Origin of the sequence: Komagataeibacter melomenusus, from assembly GCF_013155395.1 — a bacterium.
GTDB classification, from domain to species: Bacteria; Pseudomonadota; Alphaproteobacteria; order Acetobacterales; family Acetobacteraceae; genus Komagataeibacter; species Komagataeibacter melomenusus.
This window is the reverse complement of the sequence record NZ_JABJWC010000007.1, coordinates 88,545-103,341: the sequence shown is the minus strand read 5'-3', so window position 1 is coordinate 103,341 and position 14,797 is coordinate 88,545. Positions and strand designations below refer to the sequence as shown.

Here is a 14,797-nt window from a genome sequence, read left to right as displayed (position 1 = left end):
TGCGCGCGGGTCCGGTGCCGCCGCTGCGCGGCGCCCTTGCCCCGCCAGCCCGGTGCTGGCCACCGGGGTGCATCAGGAAAGGCGTCCTGAGAACACGGAGTAAAAACCATGGAACTGCGCGAAGTTGATCCGAAAACCCTACTCGACAACCCCGAAAACCCGCGGAAATCCGCGCCCAACGAGGCGGAAGAGCGCCAGCTGGCGCTGAACGTCAAGGCCGTCGGGATCATCCACCCGCCTCTGGTCCGCGAAACTCCTGACGGCCTGATGATCGTTGCGGGGCATCGCCGCCGGCGTGCCGCGGTCAAGGCCGGCCTGAAAACCATTCAGGTGACGGTGGCAGGTGACGATGCGGAACTGGACCGGATGCGTGCCGCATCGGAGAACATGATCCGTCAGCCCATGACCCAGGTTGAACAGTGGCGGGTCGTTGCCAGGCTCCGGGAGGAAAAAAAGTGGAATGATACCGCGATCTGCAAGGCGCTGATGCTCACACCGGTGCAGCTGAAGCAGATCGGTCGCCTGTCTGCCATCCTGCCCGAGATTCTGGCGTGGATCGAGGCGGGCAAAGGTCCCGACAATCGTGAACTGGCGAGCATCGCCCTTGCGTCAACCGCGCTGCAGGAACAGGTCTGGGGCCATTTCGGGTTTCCGGTTGGCTCGTCGCCGCCCGAGGATGTCGAAGCCTGCGAAGATGAGGGCGCGCAACTGCCCGACGGAAATTGGGAACCCGGTGCTGCCATCCCCGATTGGGACCGGATTGCGTCAGCCCTGCGGCAGGACCGTTTTTATGCAATCGAGGCCTCGTTTGATGACGCCATTGCAAAAAGCTGCCGGATTGCCTGGCAGGAAGATCTGTTCGGTGAAGCCGGGAAGGACGGCCGTTATACCGATGACGGTTTCGCCTACGAGAAGGCGCAGCGCCAGTGGCTGGGTCAGAACACGCCTGAAGACGCACTGATCCTCCAGAGCGACGAGAACGGCGAGCCGGTTTTCGAACCCGGCATGGTGCGGATCTACTGGCAGCGCGAGGGCGCCACGAAATTCTTCTGGCTCGATCATCGCCTGAAGGTTCGCGAGGGCTGGTGTGTCCTGCCGGGCAGCGAGGCGGCAGGCCGCGTGACGCCGTCCGCCGTCATTGAAGCCCTGCCCGAAGGGCCACGGGAACGGCCCGATATCTCGGGGCGCGGTTTTGACATGATCGGCAGTTTCCGCACCCAGGCGCTGCATGCCGCATTGGATGGCATGCGGGGCTCTGCCGATCCATGGATCCTGCTCGGACTGATGATCGCGGCCCTCAACGCGCAGAATGTCCGGGTGGATGGGGATTCCAACGCGCACTACCCGCAGCGCCGTCCGTCACGGCGGCTCGTGGCTGCCGCCGGACTGTTCCAGGATGGCGAGATGGCGCTGGACGAGGCGGTCCTGCGTGGCGCTGCTGTCGACGTGCTGAAAGCCGTGCTGTCCTGCGAAAAGAACGCGACGAATAGCGGCGACTGGGGTGTCCTGGTCGGCCATATCGTGAAAGCGGACGACCATCTGCCCGCCATGGCGGATGAAGACTTCCTGAAAACGCTCAGCAAGCCCGGCATCACGAAGGCCATAAAGGCGGAAGGCATCCTGCCGCGCAATACCGGCAAGGAAATGCGCCGCGCCCTGATGGACCATGTCGGGCAGGGGATCTGGGTGCATCCTGCAGCACGTTTCCAGGTCGATGTCGCAACGCTGAACGCCACCTTCGCGGAAGCGCTCGCTCCGCCATCCGGAGCGGATGACGGTGATGGAGACCTGCCGCATGACGACGATATCGACCCGGAAGACGACGCGGATGCTGGTGCGCCGGCGGATGGCCCGGGAACCGATGATCCTGCCGCGACGGGCATTGAGCTCGATGAAGTGACTGACACGCCCACAGACCAGGCGGCAGATCAGGGGGATGACGTGCCGCATGGTAGGGCCGAAAGTCTGGCTCCGCCATCGCAGACACATGAAGAATTCCTCAGGACGCATGTTGAGTTTGTAGGCTTCAGCTGAGCGAGGCTGTTACCGCCGTAAGGCTCTGGCTCACGGCCCGTCGCCCCCAATGGCGACGTCGGGCGGTGAGCCAGCAACGGCTTCAGGCAGGACGTCAACCGGGAAATTCTGCGATGCGCCCCAACCAGGCTTATCCGGAACGTCAGGTTACGCGTTCACCTGCGTCGGCAAAGGAGAACCGTGATGACCCATGAATACATGACGGAAAAGCGTCTGATCGGCAGGTATGTGGTTGAACTGGGTTTCCACCCGGATGGTGGGGTTCTGATCCGGACGCCTGAAATCTACCCGCCCGCGGCCCGCCGATGGCGGGGACCCTATGAGAGCGTGGAGGCGGCAGTAGTCGAATTTTCCGCTTTCACGGCGGTTCCCAGGGTCACGTCGGCCGAGCTGGCCCGGCTGAGAGAGCGTGGCTCTGTCGCCGGAATCTGCGGAAAGGACGTGATGGTGTGGCACTGCCCATGGCGGGAAGCCACGACATTGAGCGAATTTGTCCTGGTAAGGGAGGACGGCAATGCCTGATTTTCGTGTCACACTGGCTGAGCGCCTGTTTGAAGCGGATGCCGGCGATTTCAGGGTCACGGCGACGGACGCCGAGGCGGCTGCGCGGATCGTCCTCGATGCGGTCCCCGACAGTGTGGACTCTGACGGGATCCGGACCACCATTCTGCCTGACGGTCAGGAAGTGGACCTTGAGGTCGAGGAAGTCGTCCATGGCGAGATCGTGGCCATGGTCCACGATGCGGGAACCGGCGTGCTGCAGGGACAGTTTGGGTTTTCCCTTGTTTTCAGCCCGGGCCGAGAGGCAGCCGCCGTTCTCGCCAGAGTGATGGATCGTGTCCTTGCGGATGACGGTGAGCGGGACACCCATGCAGCCTGCGTGGTGCTGCGCCGGTATCTGCACGAATACCTGAACGCGGACGCATAGGAAAAGCAGGAAGACACAGGAAAAAATATGCCCGAAAGGCCATCGCGCCTCAAACGGTGGCTCTTGTCCCGCTCCGCGGGCCTGCGATGCCGGCGCACGCGCCGCGTTTGACCCGCGATACCCCTTCGGACCGCCAGAAGACATTCAGACAAGGAGAATGTCCATGGTGACCGCAAGCCTGTCATCCCGCCAGGGAACTGTCGTGCCGGAGCCCGGAGAGATACCTGATCTGGCGGGTTATGATCACGTCATCATCGCCTGTTCCTTTGGCAAGGATTCCCTCGCCAGTACGCTGCACCTGCTCGAAAAGGGCGTGGCGCCGCAGCGCATCGAGTGGTGGCACCATCTTGTGGACGATGACGGGGACGTTTTTGATTGGCCGCATGTGCCCGGTTACGGGCGGCATCTGGCTGCAGCCCTTGGCGTCAGGCTGTATTTCTCCGCCCGCCAGGGCGGGATCGTGCGGGAAATGCTGCGCGAGAATACGCCGACCGCACCGGTCTGGTTCGATACGCCGACAGGGCGGGTCACTGTTGGTGGCAAGGGCCCGCCCAATACACGCCGCCGCTTCCCGCAGGTTTCGGCGAATCTGTCGGTCCGCTGGTGTTCCCCATACGCCAAGATCATGGTTGCGGATGGTGCCCTGCGGAACCAGGCGCGCTTCAGTCATGCCCGGACCCTGTTTGTAACCGGAGAACGCGCGGCGGAGTCCGCGAACCGTGCCCGTTACGCTGTCTTTGAGCGGCACCGGGCAGACTGTCGTGATGGTCGGATCCGACGGCATATCGATCACTGGCGGCCGGTACATGCCTGGAGTGAAGCGGCTGTCTGGCAGATCCTGCGTCGGCATGGCGTGATTCCGCCGCTTCCCTATCAGCTCGGGTTTGGCCGCCTGTCCTGCCTGACATGCGTATTCATGTCTGCCGATCAGGCTGCAACGCTGCGGCACATGGACCCGGATCGGTTCGCCCGGCTGTGTGAGTGGGAACGCGCATTTGGCTGCACCATTCGACGCGACCGGGACCTCGGCACGCTGGCCAATGGCGGCACGGTTTACGGCCCCGTGCGCCAGCATCCGGATCTGGTGCGCCGCGCGCTCTGCCACCGCTGGCGTGGCCGTGTCCTCACATCCCTCGAACAATGGGTCCTGCCCGCTGGCGCATTCGGCGAGAGCGCCGGGCCGGTCTGACCCGCCTCATCCTTAAGCAGGGAGAAACCCGATGTTAGCGCCTTTCCAGATCCGGAAATTCCTCGACCTGAGCACCGGCCACCTCCCCCTGTCGGACCGTGGACACCTTGAGAGATATGCAAGGTCAGGTGGCTCCCTTGGGCTGACCTGCCTGTCCGGCCCGCACGGATGGTTTGTCCATGTCCCGCTGGATCCATACTCCCATGATTGGCCGGGGTCGCGGTCACTGCGGGCTATTCTTGCCCTGGCCCGGAATCACGACTGTGATTACGTCCTGTTTGATGCGGACGGCCCGGTCGATGCCGCGCTTCGTTTCTTTGATGACGATGAAGATGAATGATCGGCGACCGTATTGGGGGGCCTAGGTCCAGAGGCGCCGGTTCTTATTTCTTAAGGCGAGATACTTCGGTGTCCCGCCTTTTTTTGTGTCCTCGCAAGGGGATTACACAAAGGAATACTGCAATGAAACTTCATTTTGACCACGCCCTGGTGGCGCGTCTTCTCGCTCATGCGCAAGCCGCGAACGAACATTCCCCTACCGATGATCAGCTTGTTGACCCGGCCTTTCTCAAGGCTGGCGTGTCGTCACGCCATCCGACCGGTGCGGATATCGACCGTACCAAGATACCGGCAGGCCTCATGCTGGTTGGCGATAATGGGGTGTACCTGATGTCGAATGGTTATCCGGGCTTCAGTGACGCTGAGGGGCAGGCGAGCCTTGTCGCCTATGCTGTCGAAGCGGACCCGCGCACATGTCCTGACGACTGGTACGATGTCAAACGCGCATCGTTTGGCGGTGACGATGGCGCGGAATTTCTTTCCGCTGACACCATCAGCAAGGCACTGGAGGCGACTGCGGGCAGTCGTTTGTGGATTGATGTCACGCCTGCGCGGATCAGTTGTCCCTATCTGGCATCCCCGAAAACACCCTGATGCGAACAAGCATATGGCGGATATCGAGAGGACTATTCTTTATTAACGTAAGAAAAAATGTAGGTAACGGGCGAGGTCTGGGCGTAAAAAATAATAGAAATCATGGTACGTATGATCGGAAACGCCATAATTAACAATCCTATAGTAAGGTGTTACCTGTCATTATTCTGCTTACGACATGGTTTTCAACGTCCGGCCCGCTTCATTTCCGATAACGAGTGCGGGTATGTGCCCGTGCCTGAGCAACTGAGGGAACTCGCCATGACTGAGAACTTCGAACGAAGCTTTGCGGAGCATGCAGAGCGGTTACTTCGCCATGAAAGAGCATGCAATGAAGCTTCAGCGCAAAATCGCAGGATCATCTTTGAAACGCTTTCGGTATCCAGGATTACAGCCGTTACAGTGTCGTTTGACGGTGAAGGAGATAGCGGCCAGATCGAGGAGATTGCTGTTGTGCCTGAAGGGGAGGATTCACGGCTCGACGTCCTTGTCGATGCGGTGACGGCGAGGTGGACTGATTGCGAGATTGTCTCGGAACGTACTCCCCTGCGGGATGTCATCGAACAGGTCTGTTACGCCGCACTGGCCGAGACCAACGGTGGTTGGGAAAACAATGAGGGTGCTTTTGGCGACTTCAGGTTTGACGTGGCCAACAGAACGCTGACGCTCGAATTTAACGGACGATATATGTCCACTGAATATTCCGAGCATAGCTGGACAGAGGAGGCCTGAAATGGCGCATAGTTATTATCATGCTCTCTCGTCGGTGCGGCAGTGGGGAGGTACGGCTGATGACTTCCTGCCTATCCATGCCTGGTTCGACGAATCAAAATTGATTTCGGCCGATTTTCGGCATCGTGCGCTAAGACATCACGCGGAAGGAATCTTCCTCGCTGAGAGACTTTTTGGCGTTGTGCTGACAATTTCCACCGGGCGGGTTGTCCCGGTGCGGCTGATCGCCGAGCAGCATATGCGCGAGGACTTTGGGTTTATTCCGAGTTTCGTTGATTGGCTGAAGGAAATCCGCCCCCAGCCCTGGATGGGACGGGCGCAGCCCATTCATCGAAGCCTCGATCCCGCTTATGGCAAACTTTCAGAATAACAGAAGACTTCTGGAATACTGGCCGTGACGTAGCCCGTACGCAACTCCACGCGATTGATGACACCCTGGCGCAGATCCAGAGACGGAATTTCTACCAGCTAATCGCCCGGATTAGCCACACCGGGCCCTATTATCACGAATTTACAATGATCGTCACTGTGATACGTAAAAGTCAGACCGGTTTCGAAATGACAGAAGACGCCGCGCAGATACTCTCTGATGTCATGCGTGATCTTGCACGATGGTTGTATCGCTCTCTCGAAACAGCATGGGATTACAAATCTTCCGATGACGCCGTCGATGACGCCATTCGCATCAATGAATATACGGCGTAGCTTTGAGAGGGTCCATTAGGACATGCATGTGAACCGTGTTTGCAGGCAGAGAAACAGAAACTTTTACAAATATAAAATATAGTATTTTTTAACAATGCTCCGAGATGTGTGTATAAATCAAGATAATATAAAATAATTATAATAAATAAAAAACAAATATAGGGAGGATCGGCACCACAGTCCAGCCTGTCGCGCAAGGGGTGGCTCCTCGCCGTGCGCGATGGCTGCGCCATCTGTGCGCGGCTCCGGTGCCGCCGCCGTGCGGCGCCCTTGCCCGCCAGTCTGCCCTGCGGTCGCCGGAAGGGGTCGAAACTCCCGAAAAAAGGATCTGGAAATGGCACAGAACCGCATTGCGCCGCCGTCCCGCCCCGCCGTCGAAATCGCCAAATTCGTCGCCATCGTGCTTCTCTGGACGGCCTCCATGGTCACTTTCCTCCTGCTGCCCGATGTCTTCCTCGATCCGTGCACGGGCATCATCGATCTCAGGTGACACCACCCTCGCCATCCGCTGCCCATCCGCGCCGCCCTTCGGGGCGGCGTCTGCACTTTCTGGAGACTGATCATGGCCAGAACTGAACGTACCGACATCCACCAGTGCGTCACTGACCGCATCATCCGCGAACTTGAAGCGGGAACCGTGCCATGGGTCTGCCCGTGGAGCCGCACGAAATGCGGCATTTCCCTGCCGCGTAATGTCGCGACCGACCGGGCCTATTCCGGGATCAACATCCTGATGCTGTGGGGTTCGGTAGAGATGCAGGGGTTTTGTACCCAGAAATGGCTGACGTTCCGCCAGGCGCATGCGCAGGGCGGCAATGTCAGGAAAGGCGAGAAGGGAACGACGGTATTTTATGCCGACCGTTTCACGCCAAAATCGGAAGCAGGTTCCGACGAGCCACGCCAGATCCCGTTTCTAAAGCGGTTTACGGTGTTCAATGTTGACCAGTGCGAGAACCTGCCGGAGAGCATGGTCGCGCCGACCGCGCCGTTGCCGGAACGCGAAATCGTGCCGCACGCGGAAGCGCTGATGACCGAAACCGGGGCGGACATTCGCATCGGTGGTGACAAGGCATTTTATGCCCCGGATGCGGACTTCATCCGGGTTCCGCCCCAGCAGTCCTATTTCAACCAGATCGACTGGTACCGAACCGTCTTTCACGAGATCGGGCATTGGACCGGGGCCGAAAGCCGACTGGCGCGCACCTTTGGCAGGCGGTTTGGGGACCATGCCTACGCGGCCGAGGAACTGGTTGCAGAGATGACATCAGCTTTCGTATGCGCGGAACTGCAGATCGAGCCGACGGTCCGCCATGCTGATTACATCGGGAACTGGCTGGAACTGCTGAAGGCTGACAAGCGCGCCATTTTCACCGCAGCGAGTGCTGCTTCAGCCGCGGCCCAATACATTTTCAGCTCATCGACACGTCAGCCATCCGTCGAGGACGTGGCGTCTGCCGCCTGAAACCCAACCCTGAAAACCTGTGCGCCCGCGAGGGCGCGCTGAGTGATGGAGTTCATCATGCCTGTCTTTGCCCTGATTGCCACTCCCGCCGTGCGCATCCGTTCCGACGGCTGCGCCATCCTTAAGGCGCTGCCGATGGAACACCTTGGTGCACGGGGGATGACAGAAGCCCGGACGCTCACGGAAATCTCGACTGCCGTAACGCTTTACGGTGAGAGGACCGCCGGCGCGCATCCCGGGCGCTCGTTTTCCATCAGTGTGCATATCCGTCGGGGCGATCGTAAGCCACGTGGCTTTGATGCGGCTTACCGCACTGGCGCCCTGGGGACCGACAGATGGGTTCTCATGGTCGATAACGACGCTGATGGCGCGCGGATCCTGCATGGACGATCCGCAGCCGAAACCGGAAACATGGCGTCCTGTAAAGGAGACGTGGCATGATCCGCCAGTATTATACGTCTCCATTCCAGGGCGGTAATAACCCGCTTCGGGTCGGGACCATCGCCAGCGGAACCATCTTCCGTCTTCCGGCTCCTGTTTCGGGGCGTCCCTATCGGACCCGGCCGTGGATCGTGGAATGCTTTCTGAACGGCACGATGGGGGCGGCTGCGCTGAACCCCGTCACGGGTCTCTGGGAAGACCGTTATATGCGAGGCCGCTCGGATCTGGTCGTATTGCGCAGCCTCGCCAATGCCCGCCGTGTGACCGTGGCAGTGCGCTATCTGGAAAGGATGAGTGAAGAGGGCCTGGGCGAGGGGCATTATCCGGATCTGCCGGATGTGAGCCGCTTTCATAACGGCCATCGATGCCGGAGCCAGGTGTCATGACGGCGGGGCCGATCCTGTGCGAGCGGCTTCGGATCCCGCCTTTCGACCCGGCTCTCCTGAAATCCACCCAATGGGCGACGGCCCAGCAAAAGGCAAAGCTTGGTAATGCGATCCTGCGGTTCATCGCACTCGGAATGCCTGCAGAAAAATTTACCCCGGCCCTGTATAACCGGCTGAGCAATATGTTCGGATTTATCGCGCATTATAATCGGACCGGCTTCGCGCAGACATGGTTCGACAATGCTGCCACACGGCGCGATTTCCTCGATCAGGTTGCACGATATCCCTGCTGGGGCGACCCGACTTTTGTCTGGTCGGATATAGAGAAGGAAATCAGGCTGCGCGTTCGGGAAAACCTGCTGGTCGAGGCATGGACGACCCGTGCCCGCGAGGAACAGGTTGCGCGCGAGAAAGCGGAGCTGGGCCGTCTGCAGGCAAAGCATGGCGGAACAGCGACGGCAGCGGATGCACCCGTGCCCACCGTGCAACTCGGGCTGCTCTAGCCCTGGGCTATGCGCCAGGAGCCATGCCCGTCGAGGCACCTGCCCAGGAACGCCAGTGCGGCACGCGGATATTTCCGGATTTCCAGAACGCTGCCGGTGGGTACCTCCATGTGGTAGGCACCGATCCGGGTGGCGCAATGCGGCTGGCCGCGCAGGAATTTTATGCCCCTGCCGGTGCGAACTGCCTGCCGTGGACCAAAAACGCCGACAACGTGACGGCCACCGAGGTAAATATCGGCGTTGAACTGGCGCCACAGCGGTGCCCGGACATCCTGCTCGTCGACTTCGACCTGCACGGTGCAGCAGTCATTCCATACAGATGGCGTGCCATCCACACCATACAGGGTCTGGCAGAGCTGGCGGATCGCCGGCTCATGTTCGGGGAGGAAGGACCAGCCGATTTCCTTGCCAAGAAAACGTCCCCTGTAACGCTGGGCCTGGATTGCCAGTTCGGGATGAAAGTCGGCCTTCAGGGTGATGCGTCCTTCCGACGCAGTAATCACCGCCATGATGAACTCCCAATGTAGAGACAGGGAAATTCTAGGACGACTATCATAATTGTACAAGAATAAATGACACAATTATGAGCGAAATAGAAAAATAAAACAGAAATAAAAATCCAAAAGGCAAAAGCATGACCTCGGCCCCTGCCGGGTCTCCGACCTGGTTTTTGCGGTCTGAAGCGGTCGTCGTCGGGCGCAACCCCCAGGCCTGCGGTCGGGACGGCACCGTGAAGCCGCATGCGCGGCTTCCGCACCACTGCCGCCCCGAGAGGTTGCGCCCGCCGCCTGAGGCCCGCTTCCGCGCGACCGCACCAGGTCAGAGATCCGGCAGGGGCCGGAGACGACCAGGAAGGAAAAAAGGAACAAGACCATGAGCCAGTCAGTCAATCGCGCCATCATCATCGGTCACCTGGGCCGGGATCCGGATCTCGCCGCACGTAGGGAAGGGGAGGGCAAAATCGCATCCTTCGGCGTCGCGACAAGCGAAACCTGGACCGATCGCGCCAGCGGTGAGCGCCGGGAAAAAACCCAGTGGCACCGTGTCGTCTCTTTCAACGATCACCTTTCAGCCGTGATCGAACGTCGGTGCCAGAAGGGAACGCTGGTCTATGTCGAAGGCCATCTCGAGACACGCAAGTGGACCGACCAGCAGGGACAGGACCGTTATGTGACCGAGATCATCATTGATCGGTTTAATGGAAACCTGAAGGTGCTGGCCAATGGTCGAAGCACGGGCGATGGACGTTTTGATGAAGAGCGTCCCTCGCGGAGCGCTGCACAGCGCCCCGTTCCTGCCGCAACTTCCAGCGCGCAGGAAGTGGACGACGAAATCCCGTTTTAGGCAGCGTGGTGTTCCGGGTCGTCAACGACCCGGAGTATTATGCCCGTTCAGGGAGAAGAAAGTGCGGTTTCTGCCGCGCCAGTTCCCGTCATGAATACTTGTGAGGACTGACAGGCCTGATGGCGCGGGCGATCGGGAAAGCCTGTCGGCCGACACCGGAACGCCGGTCGTCCGTCCACATCGGGGATGAACTGTGTCTCTCCTGTTTCTCCATCGGCCTTCAGGCGGGTTCGTGAACCTTATTTTTTCGTCAGTCGCATGATGTGGGCGCAGACGGGATCCTCCACAGGGAGTATCTGGCGTCGTGAGTGCCCGCTCATCCATGGTTCCGGTAATGCGTGCGCAGTGGCGCGGGCATATGCCGTTTGCTGCCGCGCGTAAACTGCGGCCATTCGTGCGTCCTATATTCTTTTGCAGTTCACGCAGAATAAAACCCTCAACGCGGATCATCAGGACGCAATATCTCGACGAACCATACAGAGGTCGTCGTGTGTTTCCGCACGATCATCTCAAATACTCACTGTAAATACGGGAGCGGTCTGAAACACAACCTATGCTGTTCGTGAAGGAGTGTCTTTCATGGCTTACACGTCTTCCCCAGAAGCACAGAAAAGAGAACTTGATGAGCTTCGCAATGCTGTAAACTGCGCCGTTGTGCTGGAAAAAGCCGGGTTCCGGCTGGATCGGCAGGCCACCGCGCAGCGTTCCGCCCGTAACCTGAAATTTCGCCGTGACAGTGAGGCCATTATTGTCAATCACGATGGCAAGGGCTGGTGGGATCCCAAGGGCGACGGTAAGGGCGATGTATTCAAGCTTGTCCAGTATCTCGATCCCTCGAAGAACCTCGGTCATGTCAGGCAGGAACTTCGCGCCCTGATCGGCAGGAGCCCGACGCTCGAAGTTGTCGAGCGTACGAAGGGAGCGGGTGACAGACCGCGGCGCGATCCCGCTGAACTGTGGAACCGTCGCACCGCACCCGGGCAGGGCACGGCTGCATGGCGCTATCTGACGGAGATCCGTGGGTTGCCCGACCATATTGTCGCGATTGCCGGACAGCAGGGCGCGCTGAAGGAAGGCCCGCACGGAACCGCCTGGTTTGGCCACCGGGATGTGGACGGGCAGTTCACCGGCATGGAAATGCGGGGGCCGGATTACAAGGGGTTTTCGACGGGCGGGGTTGGCAAGCGTCTCTTCGGTTTCCGGGCTGACGGGGGAGAAGCGCCCGTGACGCGCCTTGTCGTCACCGAGGCGGCCATTGATGCATTATCCTTTGCAGCACTCGATCGCTTCCAGAAAGGAACGCTCTATACCTCGACGGGTGGCGGCATGAGCCCAGAGAGCGAAGCGAACCTGAAACGGGTCATGATGCAGGTCGCCGCCCAGCCTGAAGCGCGACTGGTTGTTGCCGTTGATAATGACCTGCAGGGGGATCGTTATGCCGGGAAATTCGCTGCGATGGCACGGGACGTCGGTCTCTGGTCAGGACGGATATCTCCGAAAGGGCCGGGAGAGGATTGGAATGCGGTCCTGAGGACCCGCAGGGAAGGAATGCAGGCAGGTTCTGTTCCCGTTGCGCCCTTGTGCCGCCTGTCCGAAGTCCTGGGTTCAGGGGCGAAAGCGCAGCCGGAGACGGTTTCCCCGTCATGGCTGGGTCAGGCCGAGGCGCACGGCACGCAGCGGGGGCCACGGATTTCGGCCTCATCATTGCCTGCTTCGTCTGAACCTGTGGGCAAGCCCGCCGGGCCACGTTCAGGTTCATCGCCGGGGATGTCCTTGTGAGCCAGCGTGAATCCTTTCGGCTCACCGGGCAGACGGCATCGCGGGCTGCAGGCTTTGTCCAGATATATGCAGGCCTGCGCGCATGCCCGAACGCCTATGCCAGGGTGGCGACGGATATGTGGAATTACGTGGCGCTTCGATTGCGGGGCAACGCGCGGCCTCGATGGCTCGAGGCCAGGGCTTGGCAGGCCGCATCGCCTCCTTCGCCGACGATCACGGGATGATCGTCATTTACGCCTGGCGTGCCACAGAGGTGGGCGCCGAACGGTCCTGCGCGCAGGATCATCTCACACAGGAGAGGGTCATGGGATCTGTTTCAGACTATGCGGATCGGGGGATCGCGCGTCTGGCGATGAAGGCAGACCTTTCGTGGACGTTCGCGCGGTCGCCCCTGGCCCAGACCATCTGGAACCGCCACCTGCGTCAGCGTTTGGCGCGGGCAGAAGACGATCCCCCGATACCGCAAAGTGCAGTCCGCCTCTACGAGCGGCCGGGCTATCCTGTCGGCTTGGTTATCGATGGACGCTGGGAAGGCCGGCTTGGGAACTGGGATCTTTCCTATCCGGCGACGATCCTGCTCTCGACCGGTAAGATCACCACCTCCCCGGGTTGCGTGGCGGAAGGGCTGGAAGAGCTATGACCGGCGATCTTCCCGTTCCGCGCGCGCTTGCGCCAGTCCTTGACAGTCGGACGCCAGAACAGCGGTGTGTCGCGATGGCACTGGTAGGACGTGGCACAGGCGAGACAAAAAAACGATCGCTGGCGTTCCACCCCGACATGCACCCGAACGAGGGACTGTCGTGTTGCTTTGTCTATCGTGACGCCCCCGCTGCGAGCGTGATGATCCATATTCGTATCATGTTTCTACCGGCTTTCTACCGGCCTGGTTCATCAGGTCAGCTTTGGCCTGCGTCCCTGTTTCTTCTCTGGAAGGCGCGTGACGGGTATGTCAATTTCTGAAGCTTCCGAAATTTCTGCGGGTGCCTTGATAGCCCGTCGCAGTCCGATCTCCTGTGCCAAGGCAGATCGTCGAACCGCATAGGTGGGGGCTACCATTGGATAGTTCTCTGACAGGCCCCATTTCTCGCGATACTGCTGGGGCGTCATGTCGTAGGCTGAGCGAAGATGGCGCTTAAGCATTTTCAGCTTTTTCCCGTCTTCCAGACAGACAATGTAATCTGGGAAGACGGATTTCTTTACAGGTACGGCTGGGACAAGATTCGGAGTTTCACTTACTTTGCGGCCAAGCTGGCTGATAGTCTGAAACACCGAGGAAATAAGTTCTGGCAAGATGTCCGCCGAGATCTTGTTCCGGCTTGCATAGGCGGTAACAATCCTGACTGTAATATTCCGTAGGGTCGTGGATTCAGAGAAGAGTGCCTCGTGGTCAGTCATGGTCGTCTCCTAGCGGTCTTTCTTTTCACAGTCGCTGTTAAGGCATGAAGGCCTACCCGTTTTCAGCGTATTTTCAAGCGAGTTGAAGCGGTATCATCGCCATGAGGAAGCTATCCTGCAATCTATGGACAGTAGAACGGACAGGCAGTGGAGTCGTGAATGACGCAGGGGTCGTATCATGACAGGAGATCCTGTACGCTCATGCCGTTCAGGATGGCCATGAAAGCATCGGTCGCCTCTCTGGTCAGGTGACGGAGACGGCAGGTATCCGCCAGAACACAGGGCCTGCCATAAAGTGGCGCGCAACCGGTCATGACCTCGCTTTCGGTTTCCATGAGACGGACAATATGCCCGATATTGATGTCTTTCGGATGCCGGGCCAGCCTGATGCCGCCGTTCCGGCCTCTGGTTCCCACCAGGATACCATGATGGCACAAGTCGTTGACGACCTTCACGAGATGGTTGTGGGAGATATTGTGCCGCTCGGAGATGTGCCGGACCGTCATGCGATTTTGCGTGTGTCCGTGGCGGGCCAGATCAATCAGCACGCGAAAGGCGTGCTCCGTACGCAGGGTCAGGCGCATGAGCCTGGTCGCCCGTCAGTCGGGCTGATCAGTCCGGAAGGCGAGCAAAGGCTCCCGGGACCATAGTCTGAGGAGGCCACGTTTTCGAGGTGGTTGCTGATTCGCATCCAGAAGGCGGCGTCATCTGCCAGGCCGGCCTCGACGCAGCGTCCGACATGGTGTCGCGCCCGTTCCCTGGCGCCAAGCAGCCCGTATTCGCGCAGGAAGGCCACCATCATGACGTTCGGATCCACGGCCTCATGGGCCTGCGTGTTTGCTGTAACTGCCATTCATCCGCTCTTTTCTCACGTCCGTTCCGCGACGACAGTCTGGTCGGAACGAATGACAGGCATGCGCCTCCTGCCCGCCCTGGCGTCGGGCGGGTGATAACGTGTTTGCATGA

At 59.8% G+C, this 14,797-nt stretch carries 21 protein-coding genes; 17 read left to right on the top strand and 4 right to left on the bottom strand.

Going from position 1 to position 14,797, the window contains the following annotated elements; genetic code table 11:
• The first annotated feature begins 108 nt into the window (after positions 1-108).
• The 14 genes from HNW77_RS04765 (at position 109) to HNW77_RS04700 (ending at position 9,313) form a co-directional block, all read left to right on the top strand.
• On the top strand, positions 109-2,034 hold the full coding sequence (locus HNW77_RS04765; protein WP_102325753.1) for a ParB/RepB/Spo0J family partition protein: 1,926 nt from the start codon (positions 109-111) through the stop codon (positions 2,032-2,034).
• 183 nt (positions 2,035-2,217) lie between these two features.
• Positions 2,218-2,556: a hypothetical protein gene (locus HNW77_RS04760; protein WP_102325754.1), complete on the top strand. Its 339-nt coding sequence runs from the start codon at positions 2,218-2,220 to the stop codon at positions 2,554-2,556.
• On the top strand, positions 2,549-2,962 hold the full coding sequence (locus HNW77_RS04755; protein WP_102325755.1) for a hypothetical protein: 414 nt from the start codon (positions 2,549-2,551) through the stop codon (positions 2,960-2,962). The genes HNW77_RS04760 and HNW77_RS04755 overlap by 8 nt, the downstream gene beginning before the upstream one ends.
• Positions 2,963-3,119: 157 nt before the next feature.
• Complete coding sequence (locus HNW77_RS04750) at positions 3,120-4,151, top strand: phosphoadenosine phosphosulfate reductase domain-containing protein (protein WP_172155732.1); 1,032 nt, start codon at positions 3,120-3,122, stop codon at positions 4,149-4,151.
• 31 nt (positions 4,152-4,182) lie between these two features.
• Positions 4,183-4,491: a DUF5983 family protein gene (locus HNW77_RS04745; RefSeq protein WP_172155730.1), complete on the top strand. Its 309-nt coding sequence runs from the start codon at positions 4,183-4,185 to the stop codon at positions 4,489-4,491.
• Positions 4,492-4,613: 122 nt separating this feature from the next.
• A complete protein-coding gene (locus tag HNW77_RS04740; RefSeq protein WP_172155728.1) occupies positions 4,614-5,084 on the top strand; it encodes a DUF3085 domain-containing protein in 471 nt (156 codons plus the stop codon).
• Positions 5,085-5,345: 261 nt separating this feature from the next.
• Entirely contained in the window at positions 5,346-5,816 is a 471-nt protein-coding gene (locus tag HNW77_RS04735) for a DUF6878 family protein (protein ID WP_014106771.1), read from the top strand.
• A gap of 1 nt (position 5,817) precedes the next feature.
• Positions 5,818-6,186: a DUF6915 family protein gene (locus HNW77_RS04730; protein WP_014106772.1), complete on the top strand. Its 369-nt coding sequence runs from the start codon at positions 5,818-5,820 to the stop codon at positions 6,184-6,186.
• A 188-nt stretch (positions 6,187-6,374) separates the two neighbouring features.
• Positions 6,375-6,521: a hypothetical protein gene (locus tag HNW77_RS04725; protein ID WP_227000938.1), complete on the top strand. Its 147-nt coding sequence runs from the start codon at positions 6,375-6,377 to the stop codon at positions 6,519-6,521.
• A gap of 334 nt (positions 6,522-6,855) precedes the next feature.
• The gene (locus HNW77_RS04720; RefSeq protein ID WP_010512122.1) at positions 6,856-7,011 is read left to right on the top strand and encodes a hypothetical protein; all 156 of its coding nucleotides are present in this window, start codon (positions 6,856-6,858) and stop codon (positions 7,009-7,011) included.
• Positions 7,012-7,083: 72 nt separating this feature from the next.
• On the top strand, positions 7,084-7,983 hold the full coding sequence (locus HNW77_RS04715) for an ArdC family protein (protein ID WP_102325761.1): 900 nt from the start codon (positions 7,084-7,086) through the stop codon (positions 7,981-7,983).
• 45 nt (positions 7,984-8,028) lie between these two features.
• Positions 8,029-8,424, top strand: a complete 396-nt coding sequence (locus HNW77_RS04710; protein ID WP_102325762.1) for a hypothetical protein — start codon at positions 8,029-8,031, stop codon at positions 8,422-8,424.
• A complete protein-coding gene (locus tag HNW77_RS04705) occupies positions 8,421-8,810 on the top strand; it encodes a hypothetical protein (protein WP_102325763.1) in 390 nt (129 codons plus the stop codon). The genes HNW77_RS04710 and HNW77_RS04705 overlap by 4 nt, the downstream gene beginning before the upstream one ends.
• Entirely contained in the window at positions 8,807-9,313 is a 507-nt protein-coding gene (locus HNW77_RS04700; protein WP_102325764.1) for a hypothetical protein, read from the top strand. The genes HNW77_RS04705 and HNW77_RS04700 overlap by 4 nt, the downstream gene beginning before the upstream one ends.
• Here the strand turns inward: HNW77_RS04700 and HNW77_RS04695 are convergent.
• Entirely contained in the window at positions 9,310-9,822 is a 513-nt protein-coding gene (locus tag HNW77_RS04695; RefSeq protein ID WP_102325765.1) for a hypothetical protein, read from the bottom strand. The genes HNW77_RS04700 and HNW77_RS04695 overlap by 4 nt on opposite strands.
• A gap of 364 nt (positions 9,823-10,186) precedes the next feature.
• On the opposite strand from HNW77_RS04695, the gene ssb reads away from it, so the two are divergent.
• From ssb to HNW77_RS17640, 3 genes are all read left to right on the top strand, one after another.
• On the top strand, positions 10,187-10,657 hold the full coding sequence (ssb, locus tag HNW77_RS04690; RefSeq protein ID WP_172155726.1) for a single-stranded DNA-binding protein: 471 nt from the start codon (positions 10,187-10,189) through the stop codon (positions 10,655-10,657).
• 579 nt (positions 10,658-11,236) lie between these two features.
• Positions 11,237-12,436 (top strand): DUF3991 and TOPRIM domain-containing protein, encoded by a 1,200-nt coding sequence (locus HNW77_RS04685; RefSeq protein WP_172155724.1) that lies wholly within the window; start codon positions 11,237-11,239, stop codon positions 12,434-12,436.
• A gap of 82 nt (positions 12,437-12,518) precedes the next feature.
• Positions 12,519-13,076: a hypothetical protein gene (locus HNW77_RS17640; protein ID WP_241694296.1), complete on the top strand. Its 558-nt coding sequence runs from the start codon at positions 12,519-12,521 to the stop codon at positions 13,074-13,076.
• A 251-nt stretch (positions 13,077-13,327) separates the two neighbouring features.
• On the opposite strand, the gene HNW77_RS04675 is transcribed toward HNW77_RS17640, so the two are convergent.
• The 3 genes from HNW77_RS04675 to HNW77_RS04665 all read right to left on the bottom strand — a co-directional run bounded on the left by HNW77_RS04675 (position 13,328) and on the right by HNW77_RS04665 (position 14,684).
• Positions 13,328-13,831, bottom strand: a complete 504-nt coding sequence (locus HNW77_RS04675) for a MucR family transcriptional regulator (RefSeq protein WP_078524644.1) — start codon at positions 13,829-13,831, stop codon at positions 13,328-13,330.
• Between the two features lie 176 nt (positions 13,832-14,007).
• A complete protein-coding gene (locus tag HNW77_RS04670) occupies positions 14,008-14,415 on the bottom strand; it encodes an RrF2 family transcriptional regulator (protein ID WP_078524643.1) in 408 nt (135 codons plus the stop codon).
• Positions 14,406-14,684, bottom strand: coding sequence for a hypothetical protein (locus tag HNW77_RS04665; protein WP_078524642.1), 279 nt, complete (start codon positions 14,682-14,684; stop codon positions 14,406-14,408). The genes HNW77_RS04670 and HNW77_RS04665 overlap by 10 nt, the downstream gene beginning before the upstream one ends.
• Positions 14,685-14,797 lie beyond the last annotated feature (113 nt).